The organism is Vibrio sp. G-C-1 (assembly GCF_021728015.1).
Classification (GTDB): Bacteria; Pseudomonadota; Gammaproteobacteria; order Enterobacterales; family Vibrionaceae; genus Vibrio; species Vibrio splendidus.
In genome coordinates, this window is the sequence record NZ_JAKKCR010000003.1 from 78,248 (window position 1) to 102,951 (window position 24,704).

Below are 24,704 nucleotides of genomic sequence, written 5' to 3' on the forward strand. Positions count from 1 at the left end.
AATGAAAAACATACTAACCGTCGCTTTAATTAGTTTATTTTCGGCAGGTGCCTTTGCTCAAGAATGTAGCTTAGACCTAGGAAGAACAGCATCTAACACTCGCTATGTTACCAATGATAACGGTACTATTACTGACCAACTCACAGGGTTAACTTGGATGCGTTGCCAGCTAGGTAAGACGTGGGATAAGTCATCGCTATCTTGTACCGGTGATGGGGAAACTTTCTTATGGCAGAGTGCATTGACCATGGTTGAGTCAATCAATGACGCTAATGGGAATCACCAATTACACCAATTTGGTGGTGTTGATCAATGGCGCATGCCAAACATTAAAGAACTTATTTCTTTAAAAGAAGTGGCTTGCCACTCACCTGCACTTAGTGCAAAAGCTTTCGGTGACACGTTTAACTTTGAAACAGGTGACTTAGAAGCTTATGTTTGGAGTTCGACCTCAGCAGGTAACGGACAAAGTGTTATGACGTTTGATTCGATTAATGGTGAGGTTTACCAGTACAACGCCGCACAATATAAATTTAGCGTCTTATTAGTTGCAGAATGATTTAGTTCTTAATGCGTAAATAAAAAGGCCGTGGTTTTCCACGGCCTTTTAGATTCTGGTATATAGGTCTTAACTTAAGTCTTAGACCTTAGACCTTAGACCTTGAAGCCTACACCTTAAACCCTATACCTTAAAGTAGTCCAACTGCTGCTTTTGCTGCTCGGCTAAGTTAGATAGCTCGTGGCTTGCTGCTGCAGCTTGGGTAATGCCGGTTACGTTTTGGCTTACTAGGCTGTATATGTTGGAGATATTGCGGTTGATGTCTGCAGTCACTTGGCTTTGCTCTTCTGCGGCAGAGGCGACTTGAGTATTGATTTCTGTCATGTCGGTTACTGAGTTAGCAATACCAGAAAGGGCTGCGCTCACCTCGCCTGAGAGCGTTTGGTTGTGCTCTAACATAGACAGTGAACTGCTCATACTTTCATTGGCGTTACCCGATTGAACCTGCAAGCCTTCGATAATTGCTTGGATCTCTTTGGTTGAATCTTGGGTACGTGCCGCCAGCATTCGAACTTCATCGGCAACAACGGCGAAACCACGGCCACTTTCCCCTGCTCGTGCGGCTTCGATTGCTGCATTAAGTGCAAGAAGGTTAGTTTGTTCAGAGATGCTTTGAATTACTTCAATTACCTTACCAATCTGCTCGGAGTGCTCTTTTAACGTGCCTACAACGTTTGCCGCTTCGCTCAGCTGAATCGCCATTTGCTCATTAGCTTGGTTGCTCTCGTTAAACAAGCTCATGCTGTGTGTTGCCATTTCGTCGGCTTGCTTGGAAGCTGAGTCGGCTTGTACTGCATTCTCGTTGACGTGTGATGCTGTGCTCTCAAGTTGATTTACAGCAGAAGCAACCTGTTCAACCTCTTGCTTCTCTTGATCAGAGTTAGCACTTGATTGCGTCATTACTGCCGCCAGTTCTGTAGACGCAGACGCTACTTCAATACTGATTCGAGACAGTGAGCTTACCGTGTCACGCAATTGCTCAACAGATTTGTTTACGTCTTGGGCAAGGCGAGATATTTCGTTGTCACCATGTTCTTCGGCTTTTACTAGCAGGTTACCTTTTGCTACTTCGCGCATGGTTTCTTGGATATTGCTAAGCGGCTTAACAATGATGCCAGCAAGCGTCCAACTGATGACTAATGCGATTGAAAGAATCACTAACAGCGCAATAGTCGCGGTATTGAGTGTGCTGGTGTGCTGTTGGCCATTGGTGTCGACTTCTTGGGTGGCAAGTAAGTTGAGCTTTTTAGAAAGCGTGTTGATTGCTTGCACCATTTCATTACCCGCGTGACGGTATTGGTCGATTGCAACCTGGTAGCGGTTATCAAAATCTGATGAGAGTGATGCATCGCCGTGTTTCGCTCTTAATAGAGGAAGCATGGTGGTGCGAGAAAAGTCGACATAGTGATTCATCGCTTTGCTCATTGCGGCTACTTCATCTTGCATGCCTGGTACGGTATCAAGCGAGTTCAGTAGACGAGTATTTTGGTCACGTTTTTGATTTAGCGTTTCGACAAGCGTTTTGACGTCGTCAGGATTAAATAAGCTATAGATCGCCTTGATGCGCATATCGTAGCTGTTGTCGACGATCTCGCTAAGTTCTTCTTTATGTAGAATCAGCTGATCTGTTGCTGTTGATACATCTTTAAAAGCATTTTCCAGTTTGTCACCACCGATAATGACACCCGTCAAAAGTAGTACGACGGAAAAGAGTACTGGAATCAGAATTTGTATTTTGATTGATAAGCCACTGAGAAGTTGGCGCATGTATTGTCCTTCTTTGAATAAGTAAATGAGCAGAAGCAATTGTTATTATTATTATTAACCAGTGATTCTAACTATTGAGAATGACAATTCAATCAGTAATAGATGCTATTTTTATATATGCGATAGATATTTCATAAATTCTGATTATTTATCGTACAAACAAGGCTTTAGCCATTTTTAAGATAGGGTTATTTGACGAGGAACCTTGTGCGGTATTAGGTAATGACAGTGGGCGAGATATTGAACGGTTTGGCTTAAATAGGTTGGAATGAATATTCAGCGCCTATGAATGAGGCCAATTTATTACTTCAAGGCTATTTGGTAGGGGGAAAACAAGAAAATAAATTGTAGTTGTCATATAGGCTTCAATTAAGTGAAACACAACTGTCACATTCGGATTCTAAAGTAGGCCTCGTTCAAGCAAAACATTACGGCAATAACGCCACTAAAGGAAATTTGTGATGAAAAAGACAGTTATCGGTGCAATCGCACTACTAGGCGCTCTAACAGTGAATACAGCTTCAGCTAAAGAAACTATCTCTGTAGTTGGCTCTAACAGTGCTTCTCCACTGGTTGAAGTTTTTGCAGAAACCTACATGAATAAAGGCGAACCAGTGTTCATCGAAATTCAAGCACCAGGTTCTTCTGCAGGCATCAAAGCAGCAAAAAATGGAAGTGCTGACCTTGGTATCTCTTCTCGTGACCTAAAAGAAGAAGAGAAAACAGCTGACCTGAAAGAGCTCGTTATCGCTCGTGACGGTATCGCAGTTGTTGTTAACCCAAATAACGAAGTATCTGCTCTTACAGCTGAGCAAATCACTTCAATCTACAAAGGCGACATCACTAACTGGAAAGATGTTGGTGGTGCTGACAAGCCAATCGTAGCAATCACTCGTGATACTGCATCTGGTACACGTGGTGCATTCGAAGACATCATGAAACTTAAGAAGAAGATTGGCGACAAGAAAGTATCGGCTATCTCTCAACGTGCACAAGTTGCAAACGGTAACGGCGCACTTAAAGTTTCTGTAGCAAGCAACCCATACGCTATCGGCTTCATCTCTCTTGGTACTGTAGATAACACAGTTCAAGCTCTAACTATCGACGGCGCAGCAGCATCAGTTGAGAACGTAAAGAACGGTTCTTACAAAGTTGCTCGTCCTTTCCTAGTTCTTTACAAAGCCGGCGCTCCAACAGCTGAAACTCAACAATTCCTAGATTGGATGGTTGCAGATGAAGCTCAAGCTATCGCTGACAAGAAAGGCTACATCACAGTTAACTAATCTTAACTGACCAACACTTAATTATTGCTCAGCCTAACTTAGGCTGAGCCTTTTCTTTCAACTTTGTCTATTTCGAGCTCTTGTTGAGCCACAAAGTTTGAGATTTTATATATGACCATCGCAAATAGTGAAAAGCTTATGAATACTGAAGCGACTCAAATCAACAAGCCAAGTCTACGTGCTAAGAAGCGCATCGACTGGAGAGAAAGAATCTTCCACGGCTTGTTCTTATCGAGTGCTGTAATCGGCATCGTATCACTAGCCGTTATCGCTTACTTTATCGTTGCAGAGAGTATCCCTGCATTCCAAGAGGCTGGTGTTTCTGGCATCGTTCTGGGTGTGGACTGGTTACCGCCAGCTCTATTCGGCGTTGCAACCATGATTGTTGCATCGATTGTCTCGACACTTGGCGCTGTAGTTGTTGGTGTCCCCGTCGGTGTATTAACCGCTATTTTTATTGCTGAGATTGCTCCTAAGCGTCTTGCCGATATTATTCGACCAGCAGTTGAGCTTCTAGCGGGTATCCCGTCGGTAGTTTACGGCTTCTTTGGTCTAGTAATCATCGTTCCTATGATTCAGAACATCTTCCAAGTACCAGCGGGTAACACTATCTTCGCGGGTATCATTGTTCTGGGTATCATGATTCTTCCTACCGTTATTACGGTTTCTGAAACTTCGATCCGCGCTGTACCTCGTACGTACAAAGAAGGTTCACTTGCACTGGGTGCTTCGAAAATCTACACGATTTTTAAGTTACTCGTTCCTGCTGCACGTTCAGGCATTATGACTGGTGTGATTCTGGGTATCGGTCGTGCACTGGGTGAAACGATGGCAATCATCATGGTGATGGGTAATGCGCCAGCAATGCCAGAAGGTATTTTGGATTCGGCTCGTACGCTAACCGCAAATATTGCTATTGAAATGTCTTACGCAAGTGGTATTCACGCGAGTGCACTGTACGCAACCGGCGTTGTGCTTCTGGTATTCATCATGATGTTGAATGGTGCTCTGCTTTATCTTAATCGTGAAAAAACGAAGTAGGCGAGGATAAGTAATATGGATCGCGTAAAACTAAAACAAGCACGTCAAATGAAAGATAATGTCTTGAAAGGCTTTATCTGGGCAGCAGCAGCAGTCACCGTTGGTTTCTTATTCTGGATCATTTGGTACATCCTATCGAATGGCCTGCAATACGTAGACTGGAACTTCATCACCGACGACTACACTCGAACCGGTGAAGAACGTGGTATTTTCCCAATGATCATTGCCACGATCTACATGGTAATCGCATCGATTGCAGTGGCGGCGCCACTCGGCATTATGACGGCAATATACCTAACCGAATACGCAAAAGTGGGCAGTAAACTGGTTAAAGTGATTCGTTTCTGTACAGAATCTTTAGCGGGTATTCCATCGATTATCTTTGGTCTGTTCGGTATGACCTTCTTTGTTTCGATTCTTGGTCTTGGCTTCTCGATTCTGTCGGGTGCACTAACACTAAGTATCCTGATTCTTCCTGTAATCATTCGTACTACAGAAGAAGCATTGATGTCAGTACCACAAACTTATCGTGAAGGTTCATACGGCCTTGGCGCTTCAAAAATCTACACTATCTGGCGTTTGATCTTACCAAGCGCAATGCCAGGTATCTTAACTTCGGTCATTCTTAGTATTGGTCGTGTAATTGGCGAATCAGCACCTGTATTTTTAACAGCAGGTATGGTGGCACGTGTTCCTGAGTCGGTATTCGATTCTGGCCGTACACTAACGGTTCACCTATATAAGCTGACAACAGAGCTATTTACTATCGATGAGTGGAACCAAGCCTACGGCACGGCGACAGTCCTAATCGTATTGGTTCTCTTGATCAACATGGTTACAAAACTGATTGCGAGACGCTTCAACACGGCAACTTACTAAGCTCATTAGCTGGCTCAACAATAAAGAGAGCCACCGTGATAAAGAAAGCATCAAGTTAGACACGAATTTAAGAATTTAGAGATTACGAATATGAACAAATTTGATATTGAGAACCTAGATCTGTTTTACGGCGACAACCAAGCGCTTAAATCTATCAACCTGCCAATTCCAACACGTCAGGTAACGGCTCTGATTGGCCCATCTGGTTGTGGCAAATCGACGCTGCTGCGTTGTTTGAACCGTATGAATGACCTAATTGAAGGCGTTACTATCAAAGGTAAGCTGGATATGGATGGCACAAACATCTACGGCAATATTGATGTGGCTGACCTACGTATTCGTGTCGGCATGGTATTCCAAAAGCCAAACCCATTCCCAATGAGCATCTACGAGAATGTAGCTTACGGCTTACGCGCTCAAGGTATCAAAGACAAGAAACACATTGATGAAGTAGTCGAAAGTTCACTACGTAGTGCGGCACTTTGGGATGAAGTGAAAGACCGTCTTAAAGCGCACGCATTTGGTTTGTCTGGTGGTCAGCAACAGCGTCTATGTATCGCTCGTACGATTGCAATGGAACCGGATGTAATCTTGATGGATGAGCCTACATCGGCACTTGATCCAATCGCGACACACAAGATTGAAGAATTGATGGAAGATCTGAAGAAAGACTTCACTATCGTTATCGTAACGCACTCAATGCAGCAAGCGCGTCGTATCTCAGACCGCACGGCTTTCTTCCTAATGGGAGAGCTTGTAGAGCACAACGAAACGAGTGTTATCTTCAGCGAACCAAAAGATGATCGTACTAAAGGTTACGTAAACGGTGACTTTGGTTAATTCGATTAACTCAGTGCTGTTTTAGTTTTTTTAAAGGACAGCACGCTAACTGAAACGCAGGTTAGATAATCGAATAGATCGACAGAATTATCACTATAACTATAAGCGATGGAAGTTTTGCCCCACTCTAATGTGGGGCTTTTTTATGTCGCTAAAAAAGTATCAATGTCGATGAAATTTTGGGCAGGAAATCCCATTTTTGTCGTCCTTCTCATGCTTGTGATAATGTAAAAAGTGAAATTGCGACCCGCTTAACATCTCATTTTTAGTTACATTGATTGCATATCAAGGCTTCGGTATTTTTGCTTCAATCTCATTAGCCAATGGACGGAAGCTGTGCCTGTTAAAGCCTTTGCAAAACAAATATCTGCTACTCGCGACCACCGTCTGTTGGCAGAATCTCTTTTTGGTTACCTTGTTGAGGTACTTGCCCCAAAAGGGATCGGAGTATTTGCCGAGCCAACACCAGAAGGCGATTCGTTACCCTTGTTTTGTTGCGGTGAGCTAACCTCCCTCGACAAGTATCCCTCAACCTTTTGGCCTTGGGTTTCCCAGTTTGATACCGCAGATGGTGTGCTTCCGATGTCTATCAATACTTGTAAGTGGGAACACATGGAGGTGCTGGGTGGTGAGTCGTTCATCATGATGCTAGACAACGCGCCTGCCTGCAGAACTTATTTAATTGTTCAAAATTGCAATGCTCAGCAGATCAACCAAACGTTCGACCAAGATCTTGATGTCCTTCAACTAGCCGCAGCTCGCTGGCAGTGTATTCGTGCGGAAAAGAACGCGGCACTTGAGATCAAACACAGAGACACACGTGAAGCGCAGTACCTTGATGAAATTAAGCTGCGAGAGCTATTTGTTGAGAACATGAAACTAGTCCATCAGGTCGCGTTAGAGCTTTCTAATCCTGACTCTTTGGATGCTTTGTATAAGGCTTCTGTTGAGGCAGTGCGCGACCGTCTAGGCTTTGACCGTGCGATCTTCATGTTACTCGATATGAAAAAGCGCTGCTTTAGTGGCACTTACGGCACCGATGAGCGGGGAAAAACTAACAGCGAGCATCATACTCAGTACGATTTACATCAACTTGAAGCCGAATACATTGAGGCGTTGTCTGACAATCACATTAACCTAGTTATTATTGAGAAAGCGCCGCTATACACCGAAGGCAAGGTCGTAGGGCAAGGTTGGAATGGCATGTTGATCTTACGTGAAGGGGATAAACCCGTCGGTTGGATCGCAATGGACAATTACATTCACCGTTCACCCATCACTAATTATCAAAAGCAGATGCTTGAATCCTTTGGCTCTCTGCTTTCTCAGATCTACATCCGCAAACGGCAAGAACAGAACATCCGCATGTTGCACTCAAGTATGGTGGAACTGTCTCGTTGCGATAGCGTAAGCGAAGTCTGTAAATCGGCGGTTAGCTTTGCGATTCAGCATTTAGGCATCGACCGACTGGCCGTTTTCCTCACCGATAAACATTGCAGTTACATGCAAGGCACGTGGGGCACGGACATAAAAGGCGACATCGTCGATGAATCTTATTATCGCTCAGAGCTGGTGGAGCGTGACATTGTAGCCGCAGCTCGCGCTTGCCCTAATCAAGTTGCCTTTGAAGAATCGGTGCCTATCTATCACGATTTCAATATTGTGGGTGTCGGTTGGACGGCAATGACAATGCTCACCACCAATACGGGTGAGCCGATTGCGTTTATTGCCGCGGATAATTTGCTAACTCGCAGCCCTTTAACCTCACAACTGCGTGAAGTGATACGTATCTTCGCTTCGAGTTTAGCTGAGGTGCTACAGAGAACTATGGCGCAAGAGGAGCTCAAAAAGCTTAATGAGACGCTAGAGCAAGAGGTCAGTAAGCGCACTCAAGAGCTTGAACGAGCCAATGAGCAGTTGGATATCATCTCTAAGCTTGACCCTCTGACACGCCTTGGAAATCGTCGTATGTTGTCGCAGGTTTTAGATGATCTCAATTGTGATGATCAAGGGGCATTTGCCACAGAGCACGAAGTCACGTTTGGACTCATTCTTGTTGACCTTGATCACTTTGGTTTGTACAACACGGTTTACGGGCATACGGAAGGTGACGCTGCTCTGCGCACTATAGGCAAGATACTTAATGCTCATGTTCATGGCGATAAAGAAACCTTCTGCCGTATTGGTGGTGAAGAGTTTATGTTGTTGATGATCGGCACTCATCACTCTGAAACTAAACAGCGTGCAGAGTCGATCAGAAAATGCATTGAAGAGGCGAAGATCCTTCATTGTGAAAGCAGCACCAGCCAGTATTTAACCGCATCTGTCGGTTATGCGTCGATAACCTCAGACCAACATCAATTCGATTTCGATCTACTGTATGGCAAGGCAGACAAAGCCTTGTATCAAGCCAAAGATTCAGGGCGAAATCGAATTGTCTCTGCTCTAAAGCGAACAAAGGTCGCGACGCCATTGATTTAGTTTGGCGTTTATTTTTTCTGATCTCAAAACGATTGAAGCCGTGATGATCACAATGTGGTCATCACGGCTTCGTTCTTTTTTGTTTACTTAGATTTTCTGTTTAACTAGCTTTCTGCTTACTTAGAACGCTGGTTAATTAAAGCCTTTCTAATGTGCTCTTGTGTGTTTTGTTCGAGATGCGTTTTGGTTTCTTAACCGCTTTGATTGCTAGAGCTGGATCCCATGACTGACTTGGTGAACCAGCTTCAGCGTAGAGACTCTGATTTAGCTTGGTGAGCTCAACTTCGATTGTTTCTAACGTCTCATCACTCAAGTCTGAATTTTCTACTTTCCATTGCTCAAACAAGGTTCTGGTCATCACGCCATCTTTTGCTTTTAGAGCTTCAATAAGCGCTTCGGCTGTATCTGATTGACGTTCATCTTTTTGCTTTGGTTTTATTGCTGTACCGCGGCGTGACCAGAAGTAGAAAGCAAGAGCCGAGCTGATTAACCATAACGCAGCAAACAGCGCCGTTAGATAAGGCCACATTCCTGAGTTTTCAACGGTAACAATTGTCGGGCTGGCTTGCTGAGTTGGTGTTTCAATAACAGGAGGCGGCGTGCTTGAGGTTACGCGATCACTCGCCTGAACCGACAACTCAAGACCAAGAGCCTTACTGGTTTTTTGTGATTGCGAATCGGTGTTAAACCAAGTTTGAGAAACACCAGGCAGGGAGATGCTTCCAGATTCCTTAGGGATGAGAACCTGCTTATAAACAACGATAGCATTACCGGATTGGGTAGTGCCAAATTGCGGTTTCTCTTCATACACGCGCACCGATTTAGGGTAGGTGATGTTCAGTTTTGGTAACTGGTGTTGGGTCAAGTTGCTGGCTGTCATTGTGATGGTACGAGTTAACGAATCACCGGCTTCCATCTCAATATTCTGCTTGTCGCCACCTAAAGTATTGCTACCTGTCAGCTCGTTGCCTTGGCTATCTGACCATTTCTGAATCAACTTGAAGTTCGATGTTGGTAACCACTCACCTTGATAGCCTTTTGGTACAGGATTCACTGTTACATCTAAGGTTTCAACAGGCGTGTCGAGCTGGAAAAGGCGCGTTGTGCTTGAGTTGTTGGTTGAGTAAACAACAGCACCGGTTAACTTTGGCCCTTGAAGCTGAAATTGTCCTGCTTGTTGTGACGATATATGGAAAGATTGCTGAACAACGGTGACCTCTTGTCCATTGATAACATCTTGAAATTGCTTAGACTCTCCAATCGGTTCCACGTCTAATTGCGCTGAGCTTGGTGGCACGATTTTAGGATCTTGCAGTCTTCTAGGATCAGCCTTAATAATGAGTTTTACATCAAGCTCTGCGACCTCTTGAGGGTACAGCGAATCTTTACTCAGATTAAGTTGAAACTCGGCCATATCACTCTGCTTTGGAGCGGCTTTATTAACCGCAACGTTGATGGTGATCGGTTGGGTTTTTGCGCCTTCAATATCAAAGCTAGGAATATCTAATCGGCCTAATCGAAGTGGGGCAAGGGTAATATTCCATTCGCTAGACACGGTGCGGCTGCCATTGACGATTCGCATCGACGACCCAAATCTTGGGGTACTGACGTAGAAATCCTTCTGAAGAGGGGTTAGGTCTAAAGCACCGGACGATACTTTTTCATTGGTCGCCACTCTAAGTAGGAAGACTTCATCTTTGGTCACACTGTTTTGGGAAACGCTCGCAACAGCGGTCGCTGCGAATACAGAATGTGACGAGAAAACACCGATTAGCAGTGTCAGTAGCATTGATAAAAATGGCTTGTTTAAAAATCGCATGGTTACCACTTTTTGTTTTGGTTGTTAGGAGCACTTTTTTGTCGTGCTTGTAAAATCATTTGCGCTTTAAGCAGTTGGCTCGGATCACGAGCGCTTTCTACTTGCTCAAGTTTTCGCATATCAGGATCGCTCGACATGGGTTGACCTGATACTTGTGCTGCGGCTTGTTGAGCGCTGTTATCACTGTCTTTCTTCGCAGCCTTTTGAGCTTGAGCTGTCTGAGGCGCTGAGTCATCTTTGTCTTGTGACGGCTTATCTTTTTGACCCGCTTTGTTTTGTTGCTCAGCTTGCTTGTCGTTTTTTTCATCCGCCTTGGAATCAGGGCGGCTATCAGCTTGGCTTTGGTCAGTATTCTGAGATTGGCTTTCATTTTGATCTTGTTTGTTGCTTTGATCTTGCGACTTCCCCTTGTCAGCTGAGCTTTGTTGTTGATCCTGCGAGCTTTGCGAAGAATCATTTTGCTGACCTTGCTGACCTTGCTGACCTTGCTGGTCTTGCTGGTCTTGTTCATTTTGGTCTTTGGGCTCAGAATCGTCTTGCTGTTGCTGTTGCTGTTGCTGTTGCTGTTGCTGTTGCTGTTGCTGTTGCTGTTGCTGTTGCTGTTGCTGTTGCTGTTGCTGTTGCTGTTGCTTCTGAGCCTGTTCGACAATCTCTAGATTCTTCTTCGCATAAGCATGTTCAGGGTCGCTTTCGAGAATACGTTGATACTCTTTTATTGCTTGGTCGTACTTGCCTTGCTTTGCTTGTGCATTGGCGAGGTTGTAGCGAGCATCTTCGCTAGAAAGACCTTTTAGCGTCTGTTCGGCCGCTTCGAAATCACCGGCTTTGTATTGCGCAATGCCTTTCCATTCTTGCTGCTCGAATTGCTCTGCGGCTTGTTGAAAGTCCTCATCTTGATACAACTGATAACCTACTTGGTCATCGGTTTTCCAAGGGCTCGCAAACGCAGTATTCGGTTGGCTGAATGAGACAAGCACAGCTAGGCCACACCAAATGCCCCCTTTTCGGAATAGCCCAAGAGCAGGAAGTAACAGAAACGGCAATAACCAGAAACCGTTGTTTACTCTGGTGTTGAGCGAGTTATTGGTTTTAGTCACTTCTGATGTTGTCGCAACTCGGTCGAGGTAATTTGCGATGTGTTCAACGTCTGAGTTATCAAATTGCAATTCAGTGAATGTGCCACCAGAGCGACGAGTCAGGTCGCGCATATTGTCTAAGTTAGTTTTTGCCACCACGGTTTGCCCTGAATCTGTTTGCAGCATCGACCCACTTGGTAGAGAGATTGGCGCGCCACTTTCCGTGCCTACAGCCAAGACTGATAATGTCCAATTGCTGCCAGAGAGTAGCGAGTCGATCTCTTTCTTCTCTTGATCATCGATATCATCGCCAATCAGTACCAGGTCTCCTTGATAGATATGGGCTCGAGTCATCATCTCAATGGCGAGTTTGACTGCTGACGCAGCATCACCGCCTTGGAAGGGCATGATATCCGGAGAAAGGTTAGGAACTAAGTTCTTGATGGTGTTGATGTCAGACGTTAGCGGACTGATGGTGTAAGCATCACCTGCGTAGGCCACCATTCCCGTTAGGCCTTCTTTCCATAACGAAAGCAGATCCAGAGCCTTGTATCGCACCTGTGTTAAACGGTTTGGCTTAATGTCAGTGGCATACATAGACATCGACATATCCATGATCACAACTCGTGCCTGCGTTTTTTCAAAGCTTGGCTGTTCATTTTTTTCAAAGCTTGGACCGGCCAATGCGATGACACCGACTAACCACCAAATACCGAAATAAGTGCTGCGGTTTTTCGATGGCTTGCTCGATTCAGGTGCCAAATAACGGGCGATGTGTGACGCCAATAATCCTTGCTTGGATCGTCTCTTGCTCAGCCACCAAATTGCGGGCAGTACGGCAAGAGCCAAGAACCAATATGGGTAGATAAAAGTAAAGTTAGACATTGTTTCTCCTAATGGCTAACAGCATAAATGCGAAGAACATTGCCGCCGACAGTGGCCAGACAAACCACTCTTGTTGTGGTCGCCAGATCTTAGTGGCGTTCGTCACGGGTTCTAATTGGTTGATGGTGTCGTAAATCGTTGCCAGCTCTTTGCTGTCTCGCGCTCGGAAGTACTGACCGCCAGTGCGTTTGGCTATTTCCATTAGAGTACGTTCATCCAAGTCTTGAGCAGTATTGACCTTACGAGTCATGAAGAACTCTTTGACCATCATTTCACCCGCACCGACACCCACGGTGTAAATCGTCGCGTTGTACTTCTTAGCAATATCCGCCGCTTCAAGTGGATCTAATACGCCCGCAGTATTACTGCCGTCACTGAGTAGAATCATTACACGCTGAGGAGCGTCGCTGTCGACAAAGGTTTTGGTGGCAAGGCCAATACCATCACCGATCGCAGTTTGAGTACCAATCAGCTTTAGCACAGCCTGATTGAGTTGCTGTGACAGCGTGTCTCTGTCTAACGTCAGTGGCGTCTGCAAGTAGGCGTGATCAGCAAATAGCACTAATCCGACTCGGTCACCTTTGCGTCGCTCAATAAAGTCACTCAATACATGTTTTACCGCAGATAAGCGGTCGATGTATTCACCATTGAATTGCATGTCCTCTTGGCTCATCGAGCCGGAGAGGTCGACAACTAACATCAAATCACGGTGTTTTGGCTGAAACTCAACTGGTTCACCGTACCAAACTGGGCGTGCCATGGCCGTTACCAATAAAAGCCAGATGATGACCGACAACGCCTTGGGTAAGCGACTGCTCGGCGTTTTGGTATTGCTGTTTTCTGGTAGAAATGGAAGCCTTAGGGCACTGCTTGATTCTGACCTTGGCGAGAACAAGTAAACAAGGATTGGCAATGGCGCGAGGAAAAACATCCACCACCAAACAAACTCGATATTTAGTAAGCCCCAGCTTGGAAACATAGAGTTTAGTAAGTCAAAGCTTAAAAGATTAGTCATAACGACCTCGCTTTGGAGGAAGGGCTTTACGAAGCCAGGTTTCGCAGTCATTAACCAATTGCTGTTGAGCCTTTTTCTGTTCGTCGCTCATTAAGGCTGTATCTTGGTAGAGCGCTTGTTGCCATTGCGATTGTTTTGCGGCGAACAACGGCTTCGCCAATTGCGCATCTAAGAACGCCAACCAATCATCACCAGATAAGCCTGCCACTTTGTCGCGTGGAAAATAGCTCAGTGCAGCCTGACGAACGATGTCTTGAGCTGCACTCGGAGACAAGGTATTTGAAGGCTGACTATCACGAAAGCAAGCAAGTGCTTCGTTCTTCGCGTATTGGTTCTTTTGTCTTTTGTTTACAATGAAAAATACTAAGGCGATCAGAACAATGGCCGTGATAATGATTAACCACCAACCCCATGCCAAAGGCCACCATGACGGTGCGCTTGGCGTAATAATAGGGCTCAAGTCGAGAGGTTGATTCATGACTGAACTCCTGATACTTGGCTCATTAACGATTGCGCACAAGACAATGAACTGTATGGGATCGCCAAAGAAAGGCTCATTTGCATAAGCTGTTGTTGTTTCAGATCGAATGCATGACTCAGCTTTTCCTTTTCCTTACTGGATGAAAAGTTAAACCATTGGGTTTTATTGCCGTCGGTGATCTGTTTTGAACCTTTGAATGCAGTAACACCTTGCTCCAACGGGTCGTAAAAATGCACCAAGCGAACTCGATTGTGTCGACGTATTTGATTGATAAGTGAGTAATTACTTTCGTTATAACGGACAAAATCACTGAGCATAATGATATCGCTTCCTTTTGGGCAAAGCTGATGAAGAGACTTCAATCCATGCTCTAAGGTTGTGTCGTTGTGATTGTCTTGGTTGGTCAGCGCTGCGTTATTGATTTCTATGACTTTTTGCAAAATACGCAGCGGAGCATGGTTGTTAGCACTGGGTTTAATCTCAATGATCTCTTGGCCAGTATCGATCACTGCGCCAATACGGTCTTTTTGAGCGACGGTTAACCAGCAAAGTTGGCTGGCAAAGTGCGCGAGTTGAACCGATTTAAGCAACAAGGTTGAGCCGAAAATCATACTGCTCGACAGATCTAAGAACAAAATCACAGGCTGTTCTCTTTCTTCAGAAAACAGTTTGGTGTGTGCTTTGCCTGTTCTCGCCGTGACGCGCCAATCAATGCTGCGGATATCGTCACCCGCCTGATATTGACGAACCTCAGAGAAATTCATGCCGCGACCTTTACGATTGCTGTCGTGTTGCCCGTTTAGTTGCGACCACAGGCTCTTGGCTGGAGGCAACCAGCGAACAGACTGCGCTTTGTATTGCAGCAGTTCGTCTAGATTCAACGTGACACCGTCACTATGGTTAGGTAATTGATTATTCATGCGCGTAGCCCTATGCGCTACCAACCAACGAGATAAGGTGTGCGATCACTTGGTTTGCAGTGACCCCTTCAGCTTGTGCGTGGTAGCTGCGAAGCAGGCGGTGGCGCAATACAGGGAATGCCATCGCTTGAACATCTTGTGGAGTAACATAATCGCGGCCAGCAAGCCAAGCGTGAGCGCGGGCACATCTGTCTAGGGCAATGGTTGCACGCGGGCTAACACCCATGTCTAACCATTGATCAAGCTGGTCGCTATATTGCTTAGGTTGGCGAGTCGCCATTACTAGTCTGATTATGTACTGCTCAATGGTGTCTGCCATGTGAATGTTGAGCACTTCTTGGCGAGCTTCGAAGATAGTTTGTTGAGAAATAGGCTCTGGTTGAACAGGTTGATTGCCTTGAGCTTCGCCTCTGTTTAGGCGCAAGATCTCCAGCTCACTTTCCATGTCTGGATAAGCCACTTCTAAATGCAGCAAGAAACGGTCTAATTGAGCTTCTGGCAGCGGGTAAGTGCCTTCTTGCTCAATTGGGTTTTGCGTTGCCATTACCAAAAACAGATCAGGTAGGGCATAGGTTTTTCGACCTGCGGTCACCTGTTTCTCAGCCATCGCTTCTAACATCGCCGCTTGTACTTTCGCTGGAGCACGGTTGATCTCATCCGCTAAAATAAGCGAGTTGAAAATCGGACCAGATTGGAAGGTGAACTCTCCGGTTTCTGGACGGAAAATATCGGTACCAGTTAGGTCGGCAGGCAATAGATCGGGGGTAAATTGAATACGATGAAAATCTCCCTCGACACAGTCAGCCAGCGACTTTACGGCGCGGGTTTTTGCCAACCCTGGAGGCCCTTCAACAAGAATATGACCATCTGCCAATAAGGCGATCATCAGTTGCTTAACGAGCTCTTGCTGACCAATGATTTGAGACTCTAAGTAGTTTTGAAGGATTTCGAAGTTATTTTTATGCATTTTTGGACTCTCTGGGGGCCATTTGATTCTTATTTTGAGTATTGGTCACTTATTAATAGGAAAAAGTTCCAGTACATTTGCGGAATTTATTTTTTCAAAATTGGAAAGATTTACAAGTGTTTAGCTAAAAACATCGTTAGGGTGTGATTATTACCATATCAATTGGTTTTTATATACAAAAGCTCGGGGGGAGGTCGTTGTTTGAGTTCGGTTAGATATCAGGGCTGAGAGCTAAAATCGATTCTCGACAGTACGATATTTGCTCAGTTAATTCATATTCAATCTGAATGGTTTTGATTGTTACATCATATTTGCAGCTTTTTTGAGAGAAAAGTCTCTAGTTTTACTGTTTTTGGCCGATACATCACTCAGATTGTGCATTGCTTGTTGGAGTGCACTAAAAAAGTCCTGTTCAGGGTATACCAATAACGAGCGATTCTTTTAAAGGTCCAAATATGTTTAAAACTAACTCTCTGAGTATCAAACAAAAAGTTGTACTTGGAATTACCTTTGCGGTTCTTGCATCGACAGTGATTGTCGGCGCGATGGCACAACAGCAAGCAAGAGATGTATTGAGTCACCGTTTGGTTGATATTGAGCTTCCCGGTATGTTGGAGCGAATCAATGGTGAAATTGACCGTGAAGTCTCTCAGTTATTGTTAGCTGCGGAGCAAATTGCTTCAAATGAATTCATTTCTGATGCTATCGAATCGACCGAGCGCGATGCCGCGCTAGAGAATAAGCTGGTTAGACAACTGAACAATGTTCGCAACCAATATCAGTTGAACGATGCCTCGGTAGCGAACCGTCAAACAGCTTACTACTGGAACCAAGATGGTTTCTTACGCCAGCTAAACCAACAACAAGACGGTTGGTTCTTTGGCTTTACGCAATCTGGACAGCCGACCATGGTGAGCATGTTCCAAGAAGCGAATGGCGAAGTGAAGATGTTTGCTAACTATCAGCAGCCTTCTGGTTTGGCGATGTCTGGTCTATCAAAATCGATGGATGACATGGTTAACCTACTCAATGGCTTTAAGATTGAAAATACAGGCTTCGTATTCTTAACCGATAGCCAAGGTGATGTTCAAATTCACCGTGAGCGTTCTCGCAGTGATTCATCACTTCAACAACTTTACGGTCCTCAATCAAGCCAACTATTGAACAAGTCGGGCTTTAACCTGATTACCACTGAAAGCCAGGGCCAAGAGCTGTTTGTGGCGAGCTTGTATGTGTCTTCTATGGACTGGTTTGTTATTGGTGTCGTACCAACAGGTGAAGTGTTTGCAGAGCTAGATGCGACAGCGCAAAAGATGCTGATCATGACTGCGGTTGTGGCATTAGTATTTATCCTAATGGGCGTAGTACTGGCGAACAGCATTACTCAACCTATTAAACTTCTGGCTAAGCGATTCGGTGACCTTGGCGAAGGTGATGGCGATCTGGCGCAACGTATCGAAGTGAAGGGCAACGATGAAATTGCACAGCTTTCAAAGGGCTTCAATGGATTCATTGAAAAGATTCATGAGTCGATGAAAGAGGTGTGTTCGACAAGCCAAGCGCTTCAAGTGGCAGCAGAGAGTGTTTCTAACAAAGCACACATCACCCACGACAACAGTCAAGAGCAACGTGACCAAACCCTTCAAGTGGTGGCTGCCATTAACCAAATGGGCATGACCATCAGCGAGATTGCATCGAACGCGGCAACGGCAGCAGAAACGGCAACACAAGCGTCAGGTAATACGGAAGTGGGTCGTTCTGTGGTGAATAAGGCAAAAGATGCGATCAGCCGTTTAGCGCAAGATATCGAAAGCACGGGTCAGGTAGTAGAGCAACTGGCTTCTACAACTCAAGACATTGGTTCTATTCTGGGAGTTATTCGTGATATTTCAGAGCAAACCAATTTACTTGCATTGAACGCAGCGATTGAAGCAGCGCGTGCCGGTGAGCAAGGCCGTGGCTTTGCCGTGGTAGCCGATGAAGTACGAAATCTAGCAAGTCGCACGGCAGACTCAACGGAAGAGATTCAGAAGATGATCAACCAACTGCAAAGCGATGCTAAAGATGCAGTAGCAGCAATGAGTACAGGTAAAGTTATTACCCTTGAAGGTGTAGCTGCATCGGATGAAGCCGTAGATGTACTGGGTGGCATTTCAGACCGCATCGTCGACATCACCGATCGTAACACGCAAGTCGCAACGGCAACGGAAGAGCAATCAACCGTAGTTCACACCATCAACCAGAACATTGAAGAGATTAACGCAATCAATGAAGTGACGACGGGTACCGCTGAGCAGCTTGCTGAAGCGAGCCAAGAGCTTCGCGACCTTTCTTCTCGCCTAGATAAGATGGTTGGCTCGTTTAAGCTGTAATCTCTTTAAGCTTTAATTCCTTTAAGCTGTAGCATGGCTTAGAAAGAGACATAGACGAAGAGCTGGATTCATTTAATCGTGAATCCAGCTCTTTTTATTTACGGGGTTGTTTTCTTCTAACTGGCCTTAGCTTGATCTGGTTTCGGGCTTTGCACTTAATCGCTCTAGCATCACAGAGCGTAAATGAGTAAAATCTGATTAGGTTTAATATTTAGGTAAGTATCATGAGCGATTTTGAAAAAGAACTAGAGCAGATGACTCAAGAGATGGGCGATGAGCCAGAAGTAAAACTGCCATCAATTGAAGAGCAAAAAGCGATCGTTGCTGAATTTAAGCGACTAGAAGCGGAAGGCAAACTAACACCAGAAGTGTTAGAAAAACATTTTGGCCAGTTCAACAAAACAAGTGATACGCCAATCCACTAAGTTTCTGCAGGGCAAACCTATATCGTTTAGATAGGGTGGCTTTTTAGCTCAAACAATTAAAGGTCTAGCATCCGCTAGGCCTTTTTTATTGCCGCTCGAAAAAACTAACTGAGCGGTGCGCAAAATTAAACCATCAAAGCGAAAGTAGTTGGCGCCTTTAAACAAAAAAATCCCTCTTACTTGGTAAGAGGGATTCGATATGGGCAAGTTATATCTTAAAAAGGCGAACCGATTAGTCGGTGCCGTACTCTTTGTACAAGCGACGACATGCGCGACCATCGCTATGGAACAAGTGACAACGGTGCGCAGGAATACCAATCGCTAACTTGTCACCAGACTCAATCGTCAACGTGTCTGGTTGGCGATAAATAACGTCAGCATCAGCACTTTCGAGGTTTAGGTAAACCTGAGTTTCGTTACCTAGTTTCTCGACCATCATCACTTCAGCTTCAATCGTCGCATCACCTGTTTCAGCAGACAGCAAGTGTTCAGGACGAACACCTAGAGACATACGGTCACCAGCATTGACAGTCGTACCATCAACTGGGATCCAGAAAGTCATACCGTTAGAAAGTTGAACTTGTACGCGTTCTGCTTCAGCTTGCTCGATGTGAACCGACATAAAGTTCATCTTCGGCGAGCCAATAAAGCCTGCCACGAAACGGTTTTTAGGGTAGTGGTAAAGATCAAGAGGTTTACCCACTTGAGAAACATAACCGCCATCAAGAACAACAATCTTATCGGCCATTGTCATCGCTTCCACTTGGTCGTGGGTAACGTAGATCATGGTGCATCCAAGTTGACGTTGTAGTTTAGTGATTTGCGAACGCATTTGAACACGCAACGCAGCATCTAGGTTAGATAGAGGCTCATCAAGTAAGAATACGTTTGGTTGAGAAACCAGAGTACGACCAATAGCAACACGTTGACGTTGACCACCAGATAGGGCTTTAGGCTGACGCTCAAGAAGGTGACCAAGCTGAAGGATTTCTGCAGCATGTTCAACACGCTTATCAATTTCAGCTTTGCTAGCGTTCGCTAGTTTCAGGCCGAAAGACATGTTGTCGTAAAGGTTAAGGTGAGGGTAAAGCGCGTAAGATTGGAATACCATACCTACGCCACGCTTTGAAGGCTCAACGTCATTCATGCGTTGGTCGCCAATGTACAAATCACCAGACGTAATGTCCTCTAGACCTGCGATACAGCGTAATAGCGTCGATTTACCACAACCTGATGGTCCAACGAATACTACGAACTCACCTTCGTTGATATCTAAGGTTACGTCCTTAGAAATCTGTACATCACCATATGATTTATAAACGTTTTTTAACGTGACACTCGCCATCTAGCTAGTCCTCGATCGATCAAATTTTAAGTTTTACTGCTTATCATTATAAGAAATTTTTGGGTCAGCAGTAACTGTAGGAATTGGTAAGTATTGAATGAGTAAGAAAAAAGTGGGTGAGACTTGGATTCTTTAACCAAGCCCACCCGTCATAGCCAAACTGGTGCCTATTTCCCCCACATCCAGCTAAATCTCCCCCGTGATTCAATCACAGATTTAGCTCGATGCTTAATAAAGACAACAGCGGGCAGTGAAGCCAACTAAATGAACAGTGCGGTTACACACGACATTCGCTGGTAAAGGGTTCTTACTATCCACTCTTGGATGAATGCAGTTTCGGTGAATTGGCGCAATGGTACATCCTCCCAATGAAAATTTAACGAGGGGGAGTAGTAGGGGAGGAGTCGATAAATGGGGTTATTAATAATTGGCGATCCAGTTCAAATAAATCCACCCCATAACGGTGATGTTGATCACGATGAGTATGGATTTTGTGATTTCAGTCTCTAATCTGACCGGATGGCGATCACGAAATTAAGCCATAATAGCTAGGGCGTAGTGGCTAGGATGATGAGTTAGAGTCTATTTTCTCAGATCATAAGCCCTGAAAACTGGCTCGTCTTGGTAGATGTGCCCTACGTATAAATATAAAAAGGATATTCACATGAAAAACGCTCTAAGCGCTGTAGCTCTAGGAACATTAGTTGCTCTGGGTTCTTTTGGTGCAAATGCTGCTATCGAAGAAGGACAACTAACAATCTGGGTAGGTGGTGACAAAGCTTATGAAGGCATGGCTGAAGTAGGTAAACGCTTCGAAGAAGACACTGGTGTTAAAGTAACAGTGGCTTTCCCTGACAAACTAGAAGAGAAGTTCTCTCAAGTTGCAGCGGCTGGCGATGGCCCAGACATGATCTTCTACGCACACGACCGTTTTGGCGGCTATGCAGAAGCGGGGCTTCTTGTTGATATCAAACCTTCTAAAGAAATTAAAGAAGGTATCGTAGACTTCGCATGGGACGCTGTTTCATACGAAGGTAAAACAATCGCTTACCCAGTAGCGGTTGAGTCAGTTTCTCTAATTTATAACAAAGCGCTTGTTCCTAACCCACCTAAGTCTTGGGAAGAAATCCCAGCACTTGATGCTGAACTTAAAAAAGATGGCAAAAAAGCGATCATGTGGCCTCTACGTGGCGGCGCTTACTTCACATGGCCTCTACTTGCAGCTGACGGCGGTTACGCATTCAAACAGACTGCAGAAGGTTACGACATTAAAGATGCGGGCGTAGCGACTGAAGGTGTTCAGAAGTCTCTAGGTTTCATCGAGAAGATGGTACAAGACAAAGTTATCTCTGCAGACATGGATTACTCAGTTGCTGAGTCTGAATTTGTTGCGGGTAACGTTGCAATGACAATCAACGGCCCTTGGGGTTGGGAAAACATCAAGAAAGCTGGCATCGATTACGGCGTAGCAACTTTACCTAAGTTCAACGGTAAAGCGTCTAAGCCTTTCGTTGGTGTATGGGCTGGTGGTATCAGCTCTGCTTCTCCAAACCGCGACCTAGCTGTTGAGTTCATGGAAAACTACCTACTAACTGATGAAGGTATGAAGAGCCTGAATGACGACAAGCCACTAGGCGCTGTTGCTCTTAACTCTTTCCAACGTCAACTAGACAGCGACACTCGCATTGCAGCAACAATGGACAACGCGATGAATGGTGAAATCATGCCTAACATTCCTCAGTTCACAACGTTCTGGTACAGCATGGAAGAAGCGATCGGTAACGTAGTTGACGGCCGTCAAACAGTAGACCAAGCACTAAAAGCTGCTGAAGGTCGTATGACTAAGTAACAACCAAGCACTACCTTTTAAGGAGAGGGTAACCTCTCCTTACTTTTCTATTTTTTATCTATATCGCTAGCAGGTTCCTCTATGCAGTCAGTTCAAGGTACAGATGCTATCCCAGCACCATCAAGCCTTTTAGGCAGTAAAAGCGTCTTCATCAAATGGGGGTTGCTTGGTAGTGTTGGCTTAATTAACGGCTACGCTACAATTCTAATGTATTCACGCGGTGAGCTCGCTTTTGCGTTGCTTACTGTGATTTTAACGGCTTTGGCACTTTACATTTTTGGCAGTAAGAAAACTTACGCCCACCGTTATATTTATCCGGGTATTGCCGGAATGATCTTGTTCATTCTTTTTCCATTGGCTTATACCGTCGGGCTTGCGTTCACTAACTACAGCGCAAAAAACCAACTGTCTCTAGAGCGTACTCAAACCGTTCTTTTAGATCGCTCATTCCAAAGCGGTGAGAGCTACCCATTTACTTTGTACAAGACTGATGACGGTCACCAGATCGTTGTTAAAGATGGCGACCAGCTGTTAGCAACAGACGTATTTTCATTTGAAGATATGAGTGCAACAGAGATGGACCTATCTGCAATTGAGTCTGCACAAGGTGAGAAAGAGAAGATCAAAGCGATCATCCAAAACCGCTCTGCGATTAATGCGGTTGATTTCCATCTGCCTAACGGTGACGACATCCGCATGAGTGGCTTACGTAAGTTTGCTTCTGTTGCTCCGCTTTACACGCTACAAGACGATGAACAAACGTTAATCAACAATGAAACGGGTGAAGTTCTCAAGCCAAACATGGAAGAGGGTTTCTATCAACCTGTTGATGCCAATGGTGAGTTTACTGGTAACACAATCTCCCCGGGCTTTGTGGTTAATATTGGTACACATAACTTTGAACGTGTTTGGAAAGATGATGGTATTAAAGAACCATTCATCAGCATCTTTATTTGGACGGTGATCTTCTCGGTATGTACTGTAGCGTTCACACTTGTTATCGGGCTTGTACTTGCGAATATCGTGCAATGGGAAGAGCTAAAAGGTCGTTCAATCTATCGTGTTCTACTGATTCTGCCTTACGCAGTACCAGCATTCATATCGATTCTTATCTTTAAAGGTCTATTCAACCAGAGCTTTGGTGAGATCAACATGGTGCTTGAGAATATCTTCGGCTTAAGCCCGAACTGGTTCTCTGACCCAATTCTTGCCAAAACCATGGTGTTGATGGTTAACACGTGGCTAGGTTTCCCTTACATGATGATTCTATGTATGGGTCTACTAAAAGCGATTCCTGATGATTTGTACGAAGCGTCAGCGATTGATGGTGCGAACTTCCTTGATAACTTCAAGCGTATTACATTCCCATTGATGATTAAGCCGCTTACACCGCTATTGATTGCAGCGTTTGCCTTTAACTTCAATAACTTTGTAATGATTCAACTATTGACGAACGGTGGCCCGAACATGATTGGCACCTCAGAGCCAGCGGGTTACACAGACTTGCTTGTAAGCTACACCTACCGAATCGCATTCGAAGGCGGCGGCGGTCAAGACTTTGGTCTAGCAAGTGCAATCGCAACGCTTATTTTCCTATTGGTTGGTGGACTTGCGTTACTAAACCTTCGTTTCACTAAACTGTCTCAAGATTAAGGAGCACGACAATGGCTATGGTACAAGGTAAAGGCCTTAAATACCGAGTGTGGGCAACGCATGCAGTGTTGTGGTGCTTCTTGGCAATGATTATCTTCCCACTACTGATGATCATCGCTATCTCGTTCCGTGAAGGTAACTTCGCAACAGGTAGCTTGATTCCCGATAACCCATCACTGGAGCACTGGAAACTGGCTCTTGGTATGTCGGTAACGAATGCTGACGGCTCGGTGACACCACCTCCATTCCCAGTACTAACGTGGTTATGGAATTCAATTAAAGTCGCGGGTGTGACGTCGCTTCTTATTGTGGCATTGTCTACAACATCGGCTTATGCATTTGCTCGTATGCGCTTCAAAGGTAAAGAAACTATCCTGAAAGCGATGATGATTTTCCAAATGTTCCCAGCAGTACTGGCTCTAGTCGCTATTTACGCGCTGTTCGACAAGCTTGGTCAATACATCCCGTTCTTAGGCTTGAACACGCACGGTGGTCTAATCTTCTCGTACTTAGGCGGTATCGCACTGCACGTTTGGACGATTAAAGGTTACTTTGAAACGATTGATAACTCGTTGGAAGAGGCTGCTGCACTGGATGGTGCAACGCCTTGGCAAGCATTCAGATTGGTTCTATTACCACTGTCTGTGCCAATTCTAGCGGTTGTGTTTATTCTTTCGTTCATCGCAACAGTAGGTGAAGTGCCTGTAGCATCTATCCTGCTAACCGATGTGAACTCTTACACGCTAGCGGTAGGTATGCAGCAATACCTATATCCTCAGAACTACCTATGGGGTGACTTTGCGGCAGCGGCTGTACTTTCAGCACTTCCGATTACTATCGTGTTCTTACTTGCTCAACGTTGGTTAGTTGGCGGTTTGACGGCAGGTGGTGTAAAAGGATAAGCTGTACCCTATAAGAAAGACAAAGAGCGACCTTATAGGTCGCTCTGTATTGGCATTTTTATTACATCATTTGGTTTGGCCGCCGATCAGTAATAAAAATAACCCTCAGGTTACGCATAGCTGGCTACTAATCAGGTTCCTTACG

19 protein-coding genes are annotated in these 24,704 nt (G+C 45.0%); 11 read left to right on the top strand and 8 right to left on the bottom strand.

Translation table 11 applies throughout. The features are described from left to right. Position 1: 1 nt before the first annotated feature. Positions 2 to 559 (top strand): DUF1566 domain-containing protein, encoded by a 558-nt coding sequence (locus tag L3V36_RS05755; RefSeq protein ID WP_102446877.1) that lies wholly within the window; start codon positions 2 to 4, stop codon positions 557 to 559. A 123-nt stretch (positions 560 to 682) separates the two neighbouring features. On the opposite strand, the gene L3V36_RS05760 is transcribed toward L3V36_RS05755, so the two are convergent. Next, the gene (locus L3V36_RS05760; protein ID WP_208774629.1) at positions 683 to 2,326 is read right to left on the bottom strand and encodes a methyl-accepting chemotaxis protein; all 1,644 of its coding nucleotides are present in this window, start codon (positions 2,324 to 2,326) and stop codon (positions 683 to 685) included. A gap of 461 nt (positions 2,327 to 2,787) precedes the next feature. Here L3V36_RS05760 and L3V36_RS05765 point away from each other — a divergent pair, with 461 nt between their 5' ends. From L3V36_RS05765 to L3V36_RS05785, 5 genes are all read left to right on the top strand, one after another. Beyond that, positions 2,788 to 3,609, top strand: a complete 822-nt coding sequence (locus tag L3V36_RS05765; protein ID WP_004732042.1) for a phosphate ABC transporter substrate-binding protein — start codon at positions 2,788 to 2,790, stop codon at positions 3,607 to 3,609. 111 nt (positions 3,610 to 3,720) lie between these two features. Beyond that, on the top strand, positions 3,721 to 4,650 hold the full coding sequence (gene pstC, locus L3V36_RS05770) for a phosphate ABC transporter permease subunit PstC (RefSeq protein ID WP_004732040.1): 930 nt from the start codon (positions 3,721 to 3,723) through the stop codon (positions 4,648 to 4,650). Between the two features lie 15 nt (positions 4,651 to 4,665). After that, positions 4,666 to 5,529 (top strand): phosphate ABC transporter permease PstA, encoded by an 864-nt coding sequence (gene pstA, locus L3V36_RS05775; protein ID WP_004732038.1) that lies wholly within the window; start codon positions 4,666 to 4,668, stop codon positions 5,527 to 5,529. 90 nt (positions 5,530 to 5,619) lie between these two features. Continuing rightward, complete coding sequence (pstB, locus tag L3V36_RS05780) at positions 5,620 to 6,369, top strand: phosphate ABC transporter ATP-binding protein PstB (RefSeq protein ID WP_004732036.1); 750 nt, start codon at positions 5,620 to 5,622, stop codon at positions 6,367 to 6,369. A 336-nt stretch (positions 6,370 to 6,705) separates the two neighbouring features. Beyond that, a complete protein-coding gene (locus tag L3V36_RS05785; protein WP_108091651.1) occupies positions 6,706 to 8,850 on the top strand; it encodes a GGDEF domain-containing protein in 2,145 nt (714 codons plus the stop codon). A gap of 136 nt (positions 8,851 to 8,986) precedes the next feature. Here L3V36_RS05785 and L3V36_RS05790 read toward each other — a convergent pair whose 3' ends face one another. Genes L3V36_RS05790 through L3V36_RS05815 form a run of 6 tightly spaced genes read right to left on the bottom strand, consistent with a single transcriptional unit; the run spans position 8,987 to position 16,013 of the window. Next, positions 8,987 to 10,669 carry a BatD family protein gene (locus L3V36_RS05790; protein WP_208774630.1) on the bottom strand — a complete coding sequence of 561 codons (1,683 nt, stop codon included), beginning with the start codon at positions 10,667 to 10,669 and terminating at the stop codon, positions 8,987 to 8,989. A gap of 2 nt (positions 10,670 to 10,671) precedes the next feature. Beyond that, positions 10,672 to 12,630, bottom strand: coding sequence for a VWA domain-containing protein (locus L3V36_RS05795; RefSeq protein WP_237296618.1), 1,959 nt, complete (start codon positions 12,628 to 12,630; stop codon positions 10,672 to 10,674). After that, the gene (locus tag L3V36_RS05800; protein WP_208774634.1) at positions 12,623 to 13,645 is read right to left on the bottom strand and encodes a VWA domain-containing protein; all 1,023 of its coding nucleotides are present in this window, start codon (positions 13,643 to 13,645) and stop codon (positions 12,623 to 12,625) included. The genes L3V36_RS05795 and L3V36_RS05800 overlap by 8 nt, the downstream gene beginning before the upstream one ends. After that, a complete protein-coding gene (locus L3V36_RS05805; RefSeq protein ID WP_208774636.1) occupies positions 13,638 to 14,123 on the bottom strand; it encodes a DUF4381 domain-containing protein in 486 nt (161 codons plus the stop codon). Before L3V36_RS05805 ends, L3V36_RS05800 begins: the two co-directional genes overlap by 8 nt. Then, a complete protein-coding gene (locus L3V36_RS05810) occupies positions 14,120 to 15,046 on the bottom strand; it encodes a DUF58 domain-containing protein (protein WP_208774638.1) in 927 nt (308 codons plus the stop codon). Before L3V36_RS05810 ends, L3V36_RS05805 begins: the two co-directional genes overlap by 4 nt. 10 nt (positions 15,047 to 15,056) lie before the next feature. After that, on the bottom strand, positions 15,057 to 16,013 hold the full coding sequence (locus L3V36_RS05815) for a MoxR family ATPase (protein ID WP_017084836.1): 957 nt from the start codon (positions 16,011 to 16,013) through the stop codon (positions 15,057 to 15,059). Positions 16,014 to 16,468: 455 nt separating this feature from the next. Here L3V36_RS05815 and L3V36_RS05820 point away from each other — a divergent pair, with 455 nt between their 5' ends. Beyond that, positions 16,469 to 18,385, top strand: coding sequence for a methyl-accepting chemotaxis protein (locus L3V36_RS05820; RefSeq protein ID WP_102499711.1), 1,917 nt, complete (start codon positions 16,469 to 16,471; stop codon positions 18,383 to 18,385). A gap of 224 nt (positions 18,386 to 18,609) precedes the next feature. Further along, positions 18,610 to 18,810 (top strand): hypothetical protein, encoded by a 201-nt coding sequence (locus L3V36_RS05825; protein ID WP_004732016.1) that lies wholly within the window; start codon positions 18,610 to 18,612, stop codon positions 18,808 to 18,810. Positions 18,811 to 19,042: 232 nt separating this feature from the next. On the opposite strand, the gene malK is transcribed toward L3V36_RS05825, so the two are convergent. Further along, positions 19,043 to 20,155 (bottom strand): maltose/maltodextrin ABC transporter ATP-binding protein MalK, encoded by a 1,113-nt coding sequence (malK, locus tag L3V36_RS05830; RefSeq protein ID WP_017094621.1) that lies wholly within the window; start codon positions 20,153 to 20,155, stop codon positions 19,043 to 19,045. Positions 20,156 to 20,819: 664 nt separating this feature from the next. Here malK and malE point away from each other — a divergent pair. From malE to malG, 3 genes are all read left to right on the top strand, one after another. After that, entirely contained in the window at positions 20,820 to 22,004 is a 1,185-nt protein-coding gene (gene malE / locus L3V36_RS05835) for a maltose/maltodextrin ABC transporter substrate-binding protein MalE (protein WP_102446872.1), read from the top strand. A gap of 81 nt (positions 22,005 to 22,085) precedes the next feature. Then, on the top strand, positions 22,086 to 23,657 hold the full coding sequence (malF, locus tag L3V36_RS05840; protein WP_017079792.1) for a maltose ABC transporter permease MalF: 1,572 nt from the start codon (positions 22,086 to 22,088) through the stop codon (positions 23,655 to 23,657). A gap of 11 nt (positions 23,658 to 23,668) precedes the next feature. After that, positions 23,669 to 24,559 (top strand): maltose ABC transporter permease MalG, encoded by an 891-nt coding sequence (gene malG / locus L3V36_RS05845; protein WP_017081399.1) that lies wholly within the window; start codon positions 23,669 to 23,671, stop codon positions 24,557 to 24,559. Positions 24,560 to 24,704: the final 145 nt, after the last annotated feature.